Origin of the sequence: Halopseudomonas pelagia (assembly GCF_009497895.1) — a bacterium.
Lineage (GTDB): Bacteria > Pseudomonadota > Gammaproteobacteria > Pseudomonadales > Pseudomonadaceae > Halopseudomonas > Halopseudomonas pelagia_A.
In genome coordinates this window covers 1,831,090-1,846,028 of the sequence record NZ_CP033116.1, presented here as the reverse complement: position 1 = coordinate 1,846,028, position 14,939 = coordinate 1,831,090, and the positions used below count along the sequence as shown (strand labels likewise).

Annotated in this window: 14 protein-coding genes and 3 pseudogenes; 8 read left to right on the top strand and 9 right to left on the bottom strand. The window is 50.4% G+C overall.

Translation table 11 applies throughout. From position 1 onward, the window contains the following. Window positions 1-33 precede the first annotated feature (33 nt). The 3 genes and pseudogenes from EAO82_RS08780 to EAO82_RS08770 all read left to right on the top strand — a co-directional run. Window positions 34-120: pseudogene (locus EAO82_RS08780) on the top strand (paraquat-inducible membrane protein A); the annotation flags it as partial. Beyond that, window positions 110-1,789, top strand: coding sequence for an intermembrane transport protein PqiB (locus tag EAO82_RS08775; protein WP_096346756.1), 1,680 nt, complete (start codon window positions 110-112; stop codon window positions 1,787-1,789). The pseudogene EAO82_RS08780 and the gene EAO82_RS08775, both read left to right, overlap by 11 nt. 2 nt (window positions 1,790-1,791) lie before the next feature. Further along, on the top strand, window positions 1,792-2,412 hold the full coding sequence (locus EAO82_RS08770; RefSeq protein WP_096346757.1) for a membrane integrity-associated transporter subunit PqiC: 621 nt from the start codon (window positions 1,792-1,794) through the stop codon (window positions 2,410-2,412). 325 nt (window positions 2,413-2,737) lie between these two features. Here EAO82_RS08770 and EAO82_RS08765 read toward each other — a convergent pair. After that, window positions 2,738-3,825 (bottom strand): IS3 family transposase gene (locus tag EAO82_RS08765; RefSeq protein WP_096348146.1). Its coding sequence is split into 2 segments (ribosomal slippage): window positions 2,738-3,570 and window positions 3,570-3,825, totalling 1,089 coding nucleotides; the frame shifts between segments, so codons are not numbered across the junction. Window positions 3,826-4,487: 662 nt separating this feature from the next. Between EAO82_RS08765 and EAO82_RS08760 the strand changes: the two genes are divergently transcribed. Then, window positions 4,488-5,300, top strand: coding sequence for an AraC family transcriptional regulator (locus EAO82_RS08760; RefSeq protein WP_096344941.1), 813 nt, complete (start codon window positions 4,488-4,490; stop codon window positions 5,298-5,300). Here EAO82_RS08760 and EAO82_RS08755 read toward each other — a convergent pair. After that, on the bottom strand, window positions 5,279-5,911 hold the full coding sequence (locus tag EAO82_RS08755) for a LysE family translocator (RefSeq protein ID WP_096344942.1): 633 nt from the start codon (window positions 5,909-5,911) through the stop codon (window positions 5,279-5,281). The genes EAO82_RS08760 and EAO82_RS08755 overlap by 22 nt on opposite strands. Then, complete coding sequence (locus tag EAO82_RS08750; protein WP_143520260.1) at window positions 5,912-7,210, bottom strand: hypothetical protein; 1,299 nt, start codon at window positions 7,208-7,210, stop codon at window positions 5,912-5,914. Window positions 7,211-7,453: 243 nt separating this feature from the next. Here EAO82_RS08750 and EAO82_RS21165 point away from each other — a divergent pair, with 243 nt between their 5' ends. The 3 genes and pseudogenes from EAO82_RS21165 (at window position 7,454) to EAO82_RS08740 (ending at window position 9,080) form a co-directional block, all read left to right on the top strand. Beyond that, window positions 7,454-7,543 carry a transposase gene (locus tag EAO82_RS21165; protein WP_410402915.1) on the top strand — a complete coding sequence of 30 codons (90 nt, stop codon included), beginning with the start codon at window positions 7,454-7,456 and terminating at the stop codon, window positions 7,541-7,543. Between the two features lie 9 nt (window positions 7,544-7,552). Further along, a pseudogene (locus EAO82_RS08745) lies at window positions 7,553-7,900 on the top strand (IS3 family transposase); the annotation flags it as partial. Between the two features lie 141 nt (window positions 7,901-8,041). After that, window positions 8,042-9,080: pseudogene (locus tag EAO82_RS08740) on the top strand (IS256 family transposase). Between the two features lie 252 nt (window positions 9,081-9,332). On the opposite strand, the gene EAO82_RS08735 reads toward EAO82_RS08740, so the two are convergent. The 5 genes from EAO82_RS08735 to EAO82_RS08715 all read right to left on the bottom strand — a co-directional run bounded on the left by EAO82_RS08735 (window position 9,333) and on the right by EAO82_RS08715 (window position 13,610). Further along, the gene (locus tag EAO82_RS08735; protein WP_096344945.1) at window positions 9,333-9,656 is read right to left on the bottom strand and encodes a hypothetical protein; all 324 of its coding nucleotides are present in this window, start codon (window positions 9,654-9,656) and stop codon (window positions 9,333-9,335) included. A gap of 65 nt (window positions 9,657-9,721) precedes the next feature. Then, window positions 9,722-11,041, bottom strand: coding sequence for a hypothetical protein (locus tag EAO82_RS08730; RefSeq protein WP_096344946.1), 1,320 nt, complete (start codon window positions 11,039-11,041; stop codon window positions 9,722-9,724). Window positions 11,042-11,075: 34 nt separating this feature from the next. Beyond that, a complete protein-coding gene (locus EAO82_RS08725) occupies window positions 11,076-11,810 on the bottom strand; it encodes a metallophosphoesterase (protein WP_096344947.1) in 735 nt (244 codons plus the stop codon). Window positions 11,811-11,863: 53 nt separating this feature from the next. Next, window positions 11,864-12,739 (bottom strand): site-specific integrase, encoded by an 876-nt coding sequence (locus tag EAO82_RS08720; RefSeq protein ID WP_096344948.1) that lies wholly within the window; start codon window positions 12,737-12,739, stop codon window positions 11,864-11,866. A 511-nt stretch (window positions 12,740-13,250) separates the two neighbouring features. Next, window positions 13,251-13,610 carry a hypothetical protein gene (locus EAO82_RS08715; RefSeq protein WP_096344949.1) on the bottom strand — a complete coding sequence of 120 codons (360 nt, stop codon included), beginning with the start codon at window positions 13,608-13,610 and terminating at the stop codon, window positions 13,251-13,253. A gap of 89 nt (window positions 13,611-13,699) precedes the next feature. On the opposite strand from EAO82_RS08715, the gene EAO82_RS08710 reads away from it, so the two are divergent. Continuing rightward, window positions 13,700-13,957: a multiprotein-bridging factor 1 family protein gene (locus EAO82_RS08710; RefSeq protein WP_096344950.1), complete on the top strand. Its 258-nt coding sequence runs from the start codon at window positions 13,700-13,702 to the stop codon at window positions 13,955-13,957. A gap of 7 nt (window positions 13,958-13,964) precedes the next feature. On the opposite strand, the gene EAO82_RS08705 is transcribed toward EAO82_RS08710, so the two are convergent. Continuing rightward, a complete protein-coding gene (locus EAO82_RS08705) occupies window positions 13,965-14,420 on the bottom strand; it encodes a hypothetical protein (protein WP_143520261.1) in 456 nt (151 codons plus the stop codon). Window positions 14,421-14,939 lie beyond the last annotated feature (519 nt).

The window sequence follows — 14,939 nt, the reverse complement described above, 5'->3', positions numbered from 1 at the left end:
AAATTCTACTTCTGATCACCGCTGTTTTTTGGGGGGATTACCGTTGTATTGACGATGATGGCTGCAATGACTTTCGATCCACGATTGATTTGGGATGCAGAGAAAAACGATGTCAGATAACACCTATCACCCCGCCCCCACGCAACCCGCCGCTGGCGACCCGGACATAAGACAGCGACGTGCGCACATTTCACTTATTTGGCTGGTCCCTATCGTTGCGGCACTGGTGGGACTTTCGATGGTGGTCCAGAGTTGGCTATCGGCAGGCCCCCAGATCACCGTAAGCTTTGTAACAGCGGAGGGATTGGAGGCCAACAAAACCCAAGTCAAATACAAGAACGTGGTTATTGGCCGGGTGACGGGTATTACCCTGAGCGAGGATAGAACCCGAGTGATCGCTACCATTGAACTGGACCAGAACACCGAGGCCTTCATCCGTGAAGATGCCCAGTTCTGGGTGGTTCGCCCACGCATCGGTGCCAGCGGCGTATCGGGTGTCGACACCCTGCTGTCCGGCTCATTCATCGGCGCGGACCCAGGCGATGCCACCGAAACCCGCCGAGAGTTCAGCGGCCTCGAAGCCCCGCCACCTGTAACTTTTGGCGTGGAAGGCAAACAATTCACTTTGAACACCGCTGATCTTGGCTCGCTGGGTGTCGGCTCGCCCATTTATTACCGCCGTATTCCAGTCGGCCAAGTGATCTCCTACGCGCTAAATAACGATGGCAAGGGCGTGGCCGTAAAGATATTCGTCAATGCACCCTATGACGCCTTTGTTACAGCGGACACACGTTTCTGGAATGCCAGTGGCGTGGATGTATCCCTTGCCGCCGATGGCTTTAAGGTCAACACCCAATCGCTGTCTTCGGTCCTTGCAGGTGGAATTGCCTTCTGGGCACCTGGTTACAAGAGGAATATCGAGCCTGCCAGCGAGGCAAGCGAATTTAAGCTATTCGACGATATGGACCAGGCGATGGCGCCCGATGACGGGCCAGCACGCTTCGTGCAGATGCGTTTCGACCAGACCCTGCGCGGCCTGAATGTCGATGCGCCAGTGGAGTTTCTTGGCGTACCCATAGGGCGCGTGGTGTCGGTCAACCTTGATTATGATGAGCAGAAGAAGAGCTTTCCGCTGGTGGTAGGGGCGGTCATTTACCCCAACCGCCTGGGGGCTGCGAATGACAAACTGCTGACGCTGATTGACGGTAACGACGAAGAGCGCAACGCGTCTTTGATCCAGGCATTTGTCGAGCAGGGTCTGCGCGCGCAGGCACGAACCGGCAACCTCCTGACTGGCCAGCTTTACATTGCCCTGGATTTTGACCGCCATGCCGCCGATGTGGTGTTCGATCCCCATGCCCGGCCGCTGGTCATTCCCACCATCCCCGGCAGCTTCGACAAGCTGCAGGAACAGTTGCAAGCCTTGGTCGACAAGCTTAGTAAATTACCCATCGAATCGATGGCGAACAATCTTGACGGTAGCCTGAGCGAGCTGCGCAAGAGCCTGGAACAGTTCAACAGCGGCGTGCTGCCGCAACTGCAGAGCACGCTGGAGCGCTCGGAACAGACGTTGCAGTCAGTCAATCAGGCGATGGCCGACGGGTCACCTCAGCGCCAGCAAACAGGCGACGCCTTGGAAGAAGTACAGCGTGCAGTGCGCTCCGCACGGGTGCTGACAGATTACCTGAACCGACATCCCGAATCCCTTATCCGCGGGCGCGGCAACGTCGAATCGCCCGCAACCTTCAAGGGTGGTGCCACCTCCCGCGACCTGAATATGGAGCCCTAATAATGACTCTGCGCCAACTACTACCGAAGTCTCTGCTGCACGTGGGCTGCCTACTGATGCTGAGCGCCTGCAGCTCTACCCCTATGCAATATCACACGCTGATTCCAACTCAGCCGACGACAGTCAGTGCGCAAACACCGGCACACTTCCAGCTCCAGCTAATGCCAGTACGCATACCGGTGCAGATTGACCAGCCCAGCTTGGTCATTCGTGAGAGCGACGGCCAGCTGACCCTTCTTGAAAACGCGCTCTGGGCATCGCCTCCGGCTGATGAGTTCCACGACGCCCTAGCCTTCGAACTGGAAAACCGCCTCGGCGTACGCGACCTTGCTGGCCTGCCGGGTAATCCCGGTGAGCCCGTCCTGAGCGTGCGCACCGATGTCCGACGATTCGATTCACTGCCTGGACGCCATGCGGCATTGGATGTGGTCTGGAATATCGAGCTCAGCAATATACCGAGCCAGCACCGCAGCCTGACTTGTGCCAGCCTGATCATCGAGCCAACCGATCTTGAGCTGAGCAATCTGGTATTAGCGCACCAACTGGCTATCGGCAAACTCGCGGATGATATCTCCGGAACAGCTCGGCGATGGTTCGCCAGCGGCGTTGCGGGGTGCCCGTGATATAACATAATGCCTACGAGGCTGAACGCCGCTAGGCTTCTTAACAGCAACGATCATGAAATCCCGTTATGCCAGCCTGTAACTAGCGTGTTTTTGCTCCGTAAAGTGCACACTGCGGCCTGTGATACTTTGGGCGATCGTGCCCGCGTATACCGTTTTATCGTGACCGATTTGGGTGATTGCCCAGAATAGCCGGTGACGATACCGGAGTCATCGGTCACGAGGGACTGAAATATGCCCTCTCACGAGGAGAAAGAAATGATATCTAATGAAGGGAAAGGTCATCAGGTAATCCCCCCATTATTAGCGGAGCTCAGAAGTAGAGTCAGGCCACCATGGCCAACTTCTGTCGGGGCGTGATACCACCCAAGGCCATGTTTGGCCGTTCATTATTGTAGGTCCATAGCCACCGAGTTGCATATTCCTGAACCTCCTCAATGGAGTCGAACAGGTATTGGGCCAGCCAGTCGTAGCGCACGGTGCGATTGTAGCGCTCGATGTACGCATTCTGCTGCGGGTTGCCGGGCTGGATAAAGGCCAGTGCAATGCCCTGCTTCTCAGCCCAGGCAGCCAGCGTAGCACTGATGTATTCCGGTCCATTGTCACAGCGGATCTGGACGGGCTTTCCTCGCCATTCAATGATCTGATCCAGAGCCCGTATGACGCGCTCAGAAGGCAGCGACAGGTCTACTTCAATGCCAAGACCTTCCCGGTTGTAATCGTCAATCACATTGAACAGCCGGTAGCTGCGACCATCTTCTAACTGGTCGTGCATGAAGTCCATAGACCAGCTGGCATTGATTACCGTGGGCACCGCGAGTGGCTCGGGTTTCTCGCGTACCAAGCGTTTACGGGGCTTGATGCGCAGGTTCAGTTCCAGTTCCCGATAAATTCGATAAACACGTTTATGGTTCCAGAGGTATCCCTTTACGTTGCGCAGATACAGAAAACACAATCCAAAACCCCAGTTGCGCTGGTTATGGGTCAACCGAACCAGAAGGTCCGCGATCTCGGAATTCTCACTGTTGAGCCTGGCCTGGTAGCGATAGCAGGACTCACTGACACTGAAGGCTACACAGGCCAGGCGAATACTACAGCGACCAGCTGCAACAGTTTTTTGCGCCATCTCGCGGCGAAGAGATGGCTTTACCACTTTCCCTCAAGAGCCTCCTTGCGTAACTCGGATTTGAGGCGCTCTTCGGCGTACATTTTTTTCAGCCGCCGGTTCTCATCTTCTAGCTCTTTCATGCGCTTGATCATGGACGTATCCATGCCGCCGAATTTCGCTCGCCACTTGTAAAAACTGGCACTGCTCATACCGTGTTCGCGGCAGAGCTCCGGCACCGGTATGCCGCTCTCGGCTTGTTTCAGAATCGCCATGATCTGGCTGTCGGTAAAACGTGATGTCTTCATGCAGAATCTCCCTCCAAATAGCTTACGGAAAATTCTACTTCTAATCACCGCTGTTTTTTGGGGGGATTACCATCAACTCCGCTCATCAGAGAAAAGCACATTAGAGATAATGTGCTTTTGGAATTTATCTTACACAGGCCTTTTGATGATGAAATATATACTGATTGTCATGGCTATTTTTTCTCCAGCCACTCATATTCTACTGAACCAGAAGAAATCGAAAGATTAAAAGTCAAATGTGAAAGAGAACAATCGTCACATTTTCGCAACCCTCGCACGCCTATATGTGATCGGCTGGAAAAAATCCTACTCTATGAGGAGAAAATGAAAAACGTGCCTAAGCATGATGCCGCATACATGCAGTGGCATGGAGGAATGGAAACATACTGCGTTTATAATGATAGAGGGCAGCAATTGTCTTGCTTTTAAATAACAAATCTCTTTAAATTTGTTTAGCTACGTGATGCGAAAACGTATCTTTTGGGTCAATATGCGCTAACTTGCTAAGCGAGAATGATAAATGCCAATTTGTAATCAGAAAAGTATCGAGGTGAGGCACCTGTGCGGATTGCCTCGCATCTGGCGGCGTGATAAGCTTATGCTAACCTCTAAAGTGGGGCGCGGTATAAATCTCGCAACTTTTGAAGCCAGGTATAATAAAGATGACAATTGGAATGGAAGATTTGTACCCTGGACAGGATGTCGAGTGCTCCAGAGTCTTTGCTGCAAATACATCATACCCTAGGCATACGCATGAAGAATACATCGTTTCTGCCAACTTAAAAGGGACGGAGTATGTTTGGGTGGATAACAAGAAACATGTAGTTTCCGCTGGCCAAGTGACCATTTATAACCCGATGGCCATACAATCGTCAGAGTTCAGTAGTGATGGTGTAGATTTTATCAGCCTACACGTTAATCCTAATTCTTTGATTGACGTTTTTAAAGAAAACAATTTACCTTCTGGATACTTTTACCCTACTTTAAGACAGGGTAGTTTCAATGACGATCAGTTGTATAAAGCAATAATTGATTGTTACATGGCTGCACGCGAAACTGATGACTATAAAGAAGAAGCAATTCTGTGGCTGCTTTCCACCTTATTAGATGTTGACTCGGCCAGTGATACGAACAGGAAAAAATACATAAAAAATGCAATTTCGAGCATGAAAGATTGCCTCGATCACAAGCTCGATCTCTCTTCATTGGCCTCATCAGTTGGGCTGAGCAAATACCATTTCGTTAGAGCATTCAAGCAGGAAATTGGCATAGCTCCTATTCAGTATCATATGCAGCTTAGATTGATAGAGGCTAGAAAGCGGCTAAAATCTGGAGTGAGGCCTATTGATGTAATGGTTGACCTAGGTTTTTATGATCAAAGCCACTTTATCAACACATTTAGAAAGATCATGGCCATCACCCCAAACCAGTATTCAAAAAAAGTCTTTAGTGGTCACTTCAAGAATTCAAAGTAGCCATTCAATATTACGTATCCAGCGAAATATGCGAAAATTGCGGAAGATACGAAGTATGAGTACTTAAGGAGCTTTTCTCCTAAAACCTTTCCCCCGTGGCTTGCTACGTAACAAAGACATCCTGCAAAAAGAACGCCAGCGGCAAAGAAACCACTTAGAAATAATACAGCATTTTCCAGCCCCTTGTCGCCAGAGCTAGAAATAATTGCGCCACCAACAGCCGCAAACCACAAAATTGCAGTGGGCGAGGACATAGCAAGAAATATGCCCTTAGAAAAGTCTTGGAAATAGGAGCTAGCTTGCCCGGTTCCGCTTATTGCCAGAGCATGATTTTCAACCATGGCGCTTCGCAACATCTTGAAGGTAAAGTAAACCAAAACTATTGATCCACCCACCCAAAGAGCCCATCGAACGGATTCGTACTGAAGCAACGCTGCCATTCCTAGTAATGCCATTATGGCGTATATCAGATCTCCGACGCAGGTGCCAACGCCCAGGGAAAACCCCTGAAAATAACCTCTGCGCATGGCTAATGTAATCATGGCGACATTGGCTACCCCTATGTCCAAGCATAGAGACATGCTCAAGAGAAACCCGTTGACAAATTCCACTCACACCTCTCTTATTTTTTGTTCGTATTCTATTGTATCCGCCACGATCCCAATAGTATCAATTAGTTTTGCACAGTCTTGTAGATCATTATTAGGACAGTATTTACTAATAAACAGAGCCGCACTCTCATCATCTCCTTGCAAGATGTTCTCAGTCAGGTGCTTGGCAAGCTTAGTTATCGACGGATAAAACCGTTCGAGGTATACGCTCACATTCCCATTTTCCGTAATTTTTAAGCAGCCGCACTCGACCAAAAATTTAAACTGGACATACGCTGCTCCGGCGTCAGGAAAGTCGCACGGCCCACGGCGCATATAACGCAGCATTTCGAGTAAATATATCCTGGCTAGTTTTGTATTGTCTATATTCAACTCATTCGCTGAGCGCTCATGAGAACATAAGAGAAGCCCAAAGATGTCAGCCAGAGCTTCTTGCATAACCATTGACCCCCATCTGTCAAGCTTGCTCAATTTACTAAAACTTGTTCGATTTGTCATTATTGAGTGCCCAAGATCATGCCCCCGAAACCATGCAATAAGGTATTCTCCCAAGCTTTCTTTATGAGGCAAATCTTCAGCATGCCATCCAAAAATATCCAGTTGTTTGATAGATATGGCATCAAAAAGTGCAGTATAGACATTGCTAAAAACTATTGTTCGTTTGCAATTAGCATGCTTCACACCTTCATCTTCGGGCATAAAATAAGCAAAGTGCTTTGGATAAAGATTGGCCTCGCCAGATATTCCAAAAAGATCAACAATCTTGTAGCGGCAGCTCGACATACTTATCAAATCTTGATGAATGATCGCCTTAAGATGCTCTAGAGTTCTCTGAAAATTTCTATCAATAACATCAGATATATTTTGTAGTCGGCAATTTGGTTTTGCATAAAATGTTGAGTAGTATAGTTCTCTGGATTTTCCAACCCATGTAGACATGGTGCCAGAGTAACAAACTATTTCCCTCTCATTTAGTTCCGAAATTTTCTCGCAATGTTTTCGCTTTACTTCGCCACCTTCCAGTGTTCTTGCGCGCCACTCCAATGCTGTTTTCGTATCTTTGTCTGTAAAGCAGTATGAGAGTGAGCGGAATGCTGCTGCGAGCCTAAGTGTTAGAAGTGCGTCGAGCTGCGTTCTTTGACAATGCTGCGCGTTCTGGTTCATTCTAAGCATGTCAGTTAATACAAGGGTCTCTTGCATTAACAATTTCGCCTGTTCACTCAGTTGGTCCGGGATGTGAAGTGTTAGTAGATGTACATCATACTTTTCTGCTCTCGGCCAAAAGTTGCTAGCGCTCATTCTCCGCCCCTTATGTAGTCGTTAGGGCAATGTTCTAATATTCAGATCCAAATATATTGGAGAAAATTGCTGAAGTTTTTGAGCCACAGCTTTTGGTCTCCTTGCAGTCAGCCGCAGAAGGCATATCGGTACCTCGCTACTAGAAACGCAGTACACATCATTGTGATTAGCATGGCAGAATGAATCGCCCCCTAGTTTCGTAGACACCTCCAGGCCTTATAATCAAGGCACCCAGGAGGTCCCATGAGCAACCCGCGCTACACCGAAGAATTCAAAATTGAAGCCGTCAAACAGGTGGCTGACAGAGGCCACTCTGTTGCAGTGACCGATTGAACCTACAACCGCGTACCTCGCCAGAGAGTCCGACTGAGGTACGCGTTTATTCAGAGCCAAGTGGACCTGTACCCCGCGCGCCGCCTGTGCAAGATGATGGAAGTGCATCCCTGCGGTTACTATGCTTGGTGTCGCAACAAGCTGTCTGATCGGGCTCGTGAAGATCAGCGGTTGTTAGACCAGATTAAACACTCATGGCTGGAAAACGGCGGTGTGTATGGCTATCGTAAAATTCATCTGGATCTTCGTGAAACTGGTGAGGCCTGCGACAAGCACAGGGTAGCCCGTCTCATGCGCTGCGAGGGGTTGCGCTCACAGACTGGTTATCGCCGCCGCCCTGGTCATTACGGTGGCAGGGACTGTCATAAATTTTGTGCTCGGGCTTAACATGCGTTACGAGGAATATGCATGCCGATTAAAAAGACCCCGGCCCCCAAGACCAAAAGAGACCTACCCTCCATCCCTAAGGAGCTGGTCGAATAGCTCGTTAAAGGCCCGATGACGGCCGAGGCGATTCAAGATATCTCGATGGCATTCAAGAAAGCGCTGGTAGAGCGCGCACTGGGTGCAGAGCTTGGCCACCACTTGGGCTACCCGGCGGGCGCGGAGCGTCCAGAGGGCAGCGAGAATCAGCGTAACGGCACCAGTGGCAAGACCGTGCTTACCGATGACGGTCCTTTAAAACTGGATATTCCAAGAGAGCGGGACGGCAGCTTCGCGCCGATACTGATACCAAGCACGAGCGCCGCTTCACAGGCTTTGACGATAAGAATAAGATCATTGCGATGTATCCCCGCGGAATGACGGTGCGGGAGATTCGTGCTTTTCTACTTGAGCAGTACGGCACAGACGTCTCGCACGACTGGCGATCTACCTGGCCTTGGGCGTTTTGCCGGACGGCACCCGCGATATTCTGGGTATCTGGATTGAGAACACCGAAGGCGCCAAATTTTGGCTGAAGGTGTTCAATGATCTGCGCAACCGTGGCGTCGAAGATGTGCTGATCGCGGTCACCGACGGCCTCAAAGGCATGCCCGAAGCCTTGGCTGCGGTGTATCCGGAGACGACGCTGCAGACCTGTATCGTTCACCTGATCCGCCACAGCCTGACCTACGCCTCCTGGGATAAACGCAAACCGCTGGCCAAAGCGCTCAAGCCAATCTATCAAGCATTGAACGCTGAGGCGGCCGATCAGGCCTTGAACGACTTCGAGACCGGCCCTTGGGGACAACTGTACCCGACGGTCGCAGCCGCCTGGCGCCGGGCTTGGGACAGGATGATACCGTTCTTCGTGTTTCCACAGGCGATACGCAATGTGATCTACACCACCAATGCCATCGAAAGCGTCAATGAGCAGTTGCGCAAGATCATCAAGACTCAAGGCCACTTCCCGACCGATGAAGCAGCGACCAAACTGATCTGGCTGGGACTGCGGAATATTACGGCGAACTGGAGCAGGGGCGCTCACGACTGGAAAAATGCAATGAACCAGTTTGCTATCCTGTACGGAGATCGCTTCATCAGGCCAACCTGGTGACTTCATGGTCCGTCAGGTGACGGGCTTAACCGGCCCAAACACAAAAAACTGACAGTCCCAGGCATACCGTTCTCTGGCGAAGACGCAAAGATTGACCGCTCCGCATCCAACGCACCCGACAACCTCACCAGGGCCTACCATTCATGAGTCGATTCGCCGAGCTCGTCGATGCTCATCTCAAATCAAAATCAAACTCGTACTCTACTCGGCCGATCTAAAGGGTTAGCACAACACGTTTTCTACGTAACCACTTCAATGCCATGTCAGCTTCGGCAATACGCAAAGCCCCGCGATCAACTCCTGCCTTTGCTCCTCCAAGGCGACACACACGTATACGCTGTTCAACGTGGTAACCGCTACAAATTCGCCATGCTCAGCAAAGCCGACGACATACGACGTGTGAAACAGGTTTCCATCAACGAAGCGGCCGGTTCGTGGATCTGCTTTGACGTGACGATACACCCTCCCCACGCAAACGGTTCGCACCACAACGGGATCTACCAGGAAGCCTGTCACTGGGAGAGAGAAAAGAGTATCAAACGCCCTCTGCAATAAGACCGACAACGGATCATTCATGCGGCAAGTCCTTTCACGTTGGGTCAATATCACTAAGCGGCTGAAAGCCTTTCTCGGGCCTCCCGTTAGGTGCCAACGACCCCGATGATTTCTTCAAGCGCTGGTTTGGTTTGAACTCCGGAACGCACGAGATCAGCAAACTGACACATCATTTGGACTGCGCCGGGACTACCCTGTGCATGCAGGATAAATGACCTGACCAGGCTCTCCAGATCTTCGTCCGCCTCGGTGCTCGAGTGATGGACCAACTGAGCAAGTCTTTCATGCGCCTGCTGCCCATTGGTGTTCTCATCCAGGCCGAACAGCCTTGAAAAAACCGTCCCCAAAGAACCAGCGAGATGGTGCTCAGGCCGACTCCAGTATCTGCTGATGCCATCTTCCTGCCCTGCCCTCTCAAGCTGCTTTCGTATCTTGTTAGGGATAGTCGCTGATGCCTTGATGCGATTGAAGTACATGTGGCTGGCAAGACTCGACGCATCCTTTACTACCTTCCAGATAAGGGACCACAACTGGGAGGTGCTATAGACACGCAAAGCTTGTCTGATCGTGCCTTTGATTTTCTCGATGTCCTCAGATCCGAGGACGAGATTGTAGATTCGGCACTGGTCTAAAAGGTATCGCACGACGTCGCCGACAGCATAATCCAGCCAAAGATCAAACAACGCTTCTGGGTTATTGAATTCTCGCTCCGCTATCCACCTTATGACGTCCTCTCCCAGCCCCAATCTGCCGTCGCCAACAAGGAAAAATTCTGCCCTGTCCCAGTACACCCGGAGCTGACCATTTTCAAGAAAATAGGCCCCTGGCCTTGCGGCACTCGGCGAATCCAAAATGATCCCCTCCTCACGTAGGCGATTGAAGAAAAAACCGGTGTCATATGGAGTCAGCGCATCGCATTCATTTTTCTTGAATGTACCTTTAGCAAGGCGGGGGCCTATTAAAGCCTCCATGGCCAACAGCAGCACACAAACGTCATCTGCCAATGCATCGTATGAGATAGTCCTGCAAGCCATGTCATGACTGCGCTTCTCCAACACGCGCTGTAGCTCAGCCTCTTCGGCTTGCTTTATCCGCAGCTCATCTTGCTTGATAAGCTCTGCACATGCAGTGCAAGGGCGGGCAGAAACCTGAAACGCTTTTCTAGGCTCGTGGCGCTTGGTAACCAAGATGGGACCACCGCAAAGACGGCACTGCTGATTCTCATCATAAGCACGACAATACTTACGCACATGGCTGCTCATAAAACTTGATTGGGTCAGCTGACGAAAGGGAACCAGACCAGTCACTTTCTCCAAGTACGTACCCGCTTCATCCATTGCCCAGTACCGCTTCGCCAGTTCAATCTCGTCGGCATCCTGGGTTAAAAACTCTAGCCTAACTGCCATTCACAATGCCTTTTTCATTTGGTGCATCTGCCAGTCATATCTCCAGAATCAGAGTCGGGTCAAAGCCCTCGACTTCTCCCAGATAGCCCCGCGGATTGCTCACCACCCGAGTACCGTTGAGAACGTAATCAACAGGAAAATGGGTGTGCCCGTGGAGCCATAAATCTACTGGCGCTCCAATCAGATCATCCCACGCGTTGGCGAAAGCTCCGTCAAGCAGACCGCCTGCATGGGGACTGCCCTCTAGCGATTTCATTGAGGGCGCATGATGCGTGATCACAACAGTCTTGCCGTCAAACGGTGTAGCCAAACATCCTGTGAGCCAGTTTCTACTGGCTCGGGATCGGACTATGAGATCAGCGGGCTCGATAAAACGGGATTTTTCAGCGCGAATGCATTTGAAGTCTGGGATGGCCTTTTGCGCTGTCAAAGAAGCCTTTTCGGTATCTCCGGTGCTGCTAAAGTCTGTCCACATGGTCATCCCGAGAAACCGAACATTACCCATGACGATCTCTTCGCAGTCGAGTATCCAGACGTTATCGCCGGCCGACGCCCTCATTTTTTGAAGCGTATCCGTTAGGTCGCCGCCGTAAAATTCGTGATTCCCGGGTATATAGATAACTGCACAGTTGAAGGCTTCCTCGGCCCAAGTCACACCCCTCTGATGGGGGCAGATATCGCCAGCAAGAACCACCACATCAGCGTCATCCACCTCGGGCACAAAGTCTTCACACTCTAAGTGCAGATCTGACAATAGATGTATTCTCAAGCAAATTTACCTCCCTCTTAACGGCACCAGAGCCGGCGACAATAAAATACATATTACTCGTGTCTGAATATAACACTCTCAAACCATGCCCTTTTCTGTGGCTTGATTTTATCGCGCACAGTACTGAGATCAGCCTCCTTCGCAGGCTCGACATTTATCCCTCTCGCATTACCTTGTCGCTTGTCTCCGTAACGCATAATCGAGTTGGTTGACTGATGACCCATAATATATGCAATTGTTTTCGAATCGAGCGCGGACGCTTTTAAATTCGATCCGACTTGATGCCGCATCGAATACATGCTCGGAACCACCTTGCGTCGCGGCCAAAGCTTTAAACCTTCCGTTCGTATTCGATGCCTTATTGCATCTATAGTAATATCTGGATGAGATCTAAGAATTTCGATGCTGTTGGTAATGATATTTTTCGTTGTCTCGTCAGTTATCGATAACAGACGATCTGCGCCTCTCCCACCACTGGTCTTCTTTGCGCCCCTGATGAAAAGCGTATTTCCATCAAGCCGCATCTGCTTGAGCTCTGCCGGCCTGGCCCCGGTCTGGCTGATAAGGCATACAGCCGCAAACGCTTCTTCGTAGTCAGAATTTCCCAAGTGCTTGGCCAGTACAATCAAGTCATCATTGGAAAACGACTTGGCTCGACGTGGCTTCGGCTTCTTAACTAGAACGCTGCCCTTAACTGTAACGGGATTCACTACCGCCCTGATCTTTTTAGCAGCCTCAGGATGCCCCTTATTTTCAAGGTCAAACGCGATGGCATTTTTCAGCCGCCTGAAATAACCAGGCTGAAAATTCTCTGCGGTTTGAACCAAAGAGTCCCTTATGGCCGAGATACTTAACACCGCGCCATTCATATGATGCAGATAATAATATGCCGCGAGTTTTACATATTGATTTTTAGTTTGATCGTTCATAACGCACCGATTTCTTTTTGTTAGGGCTCTCAGCCGGTTTGTATATGATGAGGGCCTGTTCGGTGCAGAACAAGTTTACAGATTTCCATCCTTGGTTATATATGAATATAAGCCACGCATAGCATGGAAATATAAATTAATAAGCTATTCGATATACTGTCAGACTTACCCGATTTTTGATGTCAAAAACTCAGCCGCTTCGCGAAAAGGCGTTGTCAAAAATTGCTCGTTCCACTCTCAATTTTTAGACATTTCGCCAGAAAACTGAACTCGTCTCACCTGCGTTCGACAAGTTGCTCGTTTTTGGCGAAAGTCTACAACGCCCCCATACTTGATAATCAAGTATGGGTAACAATGACCCGTACTCGATATATCGAGTACGGGTGCGTGTATTTGACATCAAACTCGAGCCGACAAGCGCTGCGCACCCGTCGAATTTGGCGACGCCTAAACCGCGGCTCGCAAACAGCCGCGAATTAGTTCCAGGTCTGGCTTCACGCCTGGAACGATGTCATGCCAAAGCGCGCCTTACTTCTGCGAACTGAAACTCACTCATCGCGATAGCCAAGCTCCTTAAGTGCTTGGTGCTTTCGAGCACCGTTTCGCTTGGCAATAATTGCTCACGCTTCAAGCCCATGCTCTCGAGAAAAGTGACGATCATCACGAACGGTATCCACAGGCTACCGTCGAGCGCCGGATGCTCCGGGTCAAACGGCATCAATTTGAGCACCGCTTCCCAACGATCCAAGACAAACTGGTTAGGTTGAACATCGATCTCATAGAACCGGCAGACATCAAGCGCATCGAAATAGGCAATCCCTTTCGATGAAGAAACCAATCGCGTTAGACCAGTGGTGTATGGAAGTTGCAAATCGAGCGCTCCTATCTGAATATCCCTAAATCGGATATACGCATATTAGTAATACCTTTGCGCCTTGTCAACAGCCTCTGGAGGCGCGCGTGTCGAAATCTCTCTATCGTCGCGAAACGACGATACTCCTCAAGCTCATCAAGGAATGTCGTACCGAGGCAGGCTTAACACAGGCAGATTTTGCTAAGGCATTGGATCGTCCGCAGTCGTTTGTGAGCGACATCGAGCGTGGATCTCGCAGACTTGACCTGATCCAGCTAAGGGATATTTGCGCAGTGCTGGGCTTGGGACTTGTCGGCTTCGTGGAGCGGTTCGAGCAGTTGGTAGCGGAATCGCAACAACAGTGAAGGCTGCCTAGAAACCACGGTTAGGGCCAGCAAATGGGACCTGCACTGTCCGCTTTCTGTATTTGCGATTGGGACACGCCTTGCACAGCACAGCAGCACTTTGCATCACCTTAACGTTCGTATAGCCAGCTTCAAGAAGACCCTGCTGCGTGTGAAGCACACAGCCTGAATCGAAATCTGGCTCATACCAGGCGCCAGTTAGGGATATGGGCGTGTCTAGAGGAACACCAAGCTGTGCGAGATGGTTTACGGCGATCTCTGCGTGCTCCGGGTCATCTGCCTCCAGCCTGTCAGCAAGCATCGGCGATCTTGAAATAGCATCGTCAATGGCTTTTTCGAGTAACGGGTAAAGCCCTAGCTCGTCACTCAACCATCCATCGAGTACCAGTATACTGCCCGACCAGCCGTTTAGTTCGTCTATCACTGCTTCCCTGGCAGCATCAGCTTCGTCGCAAAGATTCATGTCTGCCGAACCGCATAGCGACCCGGGGTGGACCAGGATTAGCAACGGGCTGAATTTATTCCGGTGTGAACTGTTTTCTTGCATAGATACCGCTCGCGAAAGGCTGCTGTATGGTCGTAGAAGCAGACGAGGCTGCTGTATCTACAACTCCCCCTTGATGCTTCGACAACCGGTACGTGCGCAAGAGGAACTTGTGACAGAGCATAGGAACACCCGCCTGAAGGCGGTTTTCTATGCCACCCAGAGTGCGGTGAAGGCGCTTTGCTTACCCGCCTGAGCAACCGCAACAGTTACGATAGTAGATGCTATACGTAGCTGCGTCAAAGTTTATTTATCATTTTTTTCAATGACTTAGCATACTAAGTATATCAAAAGAAATATTTCAAATGCGCAAGATGGTCCTCGTGCCAGAAGTACAGAATTGTCGCCCCCAGCAGTCAAAGACATGCCTCTGATTGGCCGCTGCGACCAAAGGCTTGGATGGAGCTGAACTCACATAGGTCCACGCAATAACGCTGC

Excerpts from the sequence above, each read along its gene's own strand:
- EAO82_RS08770 (WP_096346757.1), top strand. The coding sequence starts at position 1,792 with ATGACTCTGCGCCAACTACTACCGAAGTCTCTGCTGCACGTGGGCTGC.
- EAO82_RS08775 (WP_096346756.1), top strand. The coding sequence starts at position 110 with ATGTCAGATAACACCTATCACCCCGCCCCCACGCAACCCGCCGCTGGC.
- EAO82_RS08735 (WP_096344945.1), bottom strand. The coding sequence starts at position 9,656 with ATGAATGATCCGTTGTCGGTCTTATTGCAGAGGGCGTTTGATACTCTT.
- EAO82_RS08750 (WP_143520260.1), bottom strand. The coding sequence starts at position 7,210 with ATGAGCGCTAGCAACTTTTGGCCGAGAGCAGAAAAGTATGATGTACAT.
- EAO82_RS08705 (WP_143520261.1), bottom strand. The coding sequence starts at position 14,420 with ATGAATCTTTGCGACGAAGCTGATGCTGCCAGGGAAGCAGTGATAGAC.
- EAO82_RS08760 (WP_096344941.1), top strand. The coding sequence starts at position 4,488 with ATGACAATTGGAATGGAAGATTTGTACCCTGGACAGGATGTCGAGTGC.
- EAO82_RS08720 (WP_096344948.1), bottom strand. The coding sequence starts at position 12,739 with ATGAACGATCAAACTAAAAATCAATATGTAAAACTCGCGGCATATTAT.
- EAO82_RS08730 (WP_096344946.1), bottom strand. The coding sequence starts at position 11,041 with ATGGCAGTTAGGCTAGAGTTTTTAACCCAGGATGCCGACGAGATTGAA.
- EAO82_RS21165 (WP_410402915.1), top strand. The coding sequence starts at position 7,454 with ATGAGCAACCCGCGCTACACCGAAGAATTCAAAATTGAAGCCGTCAAA.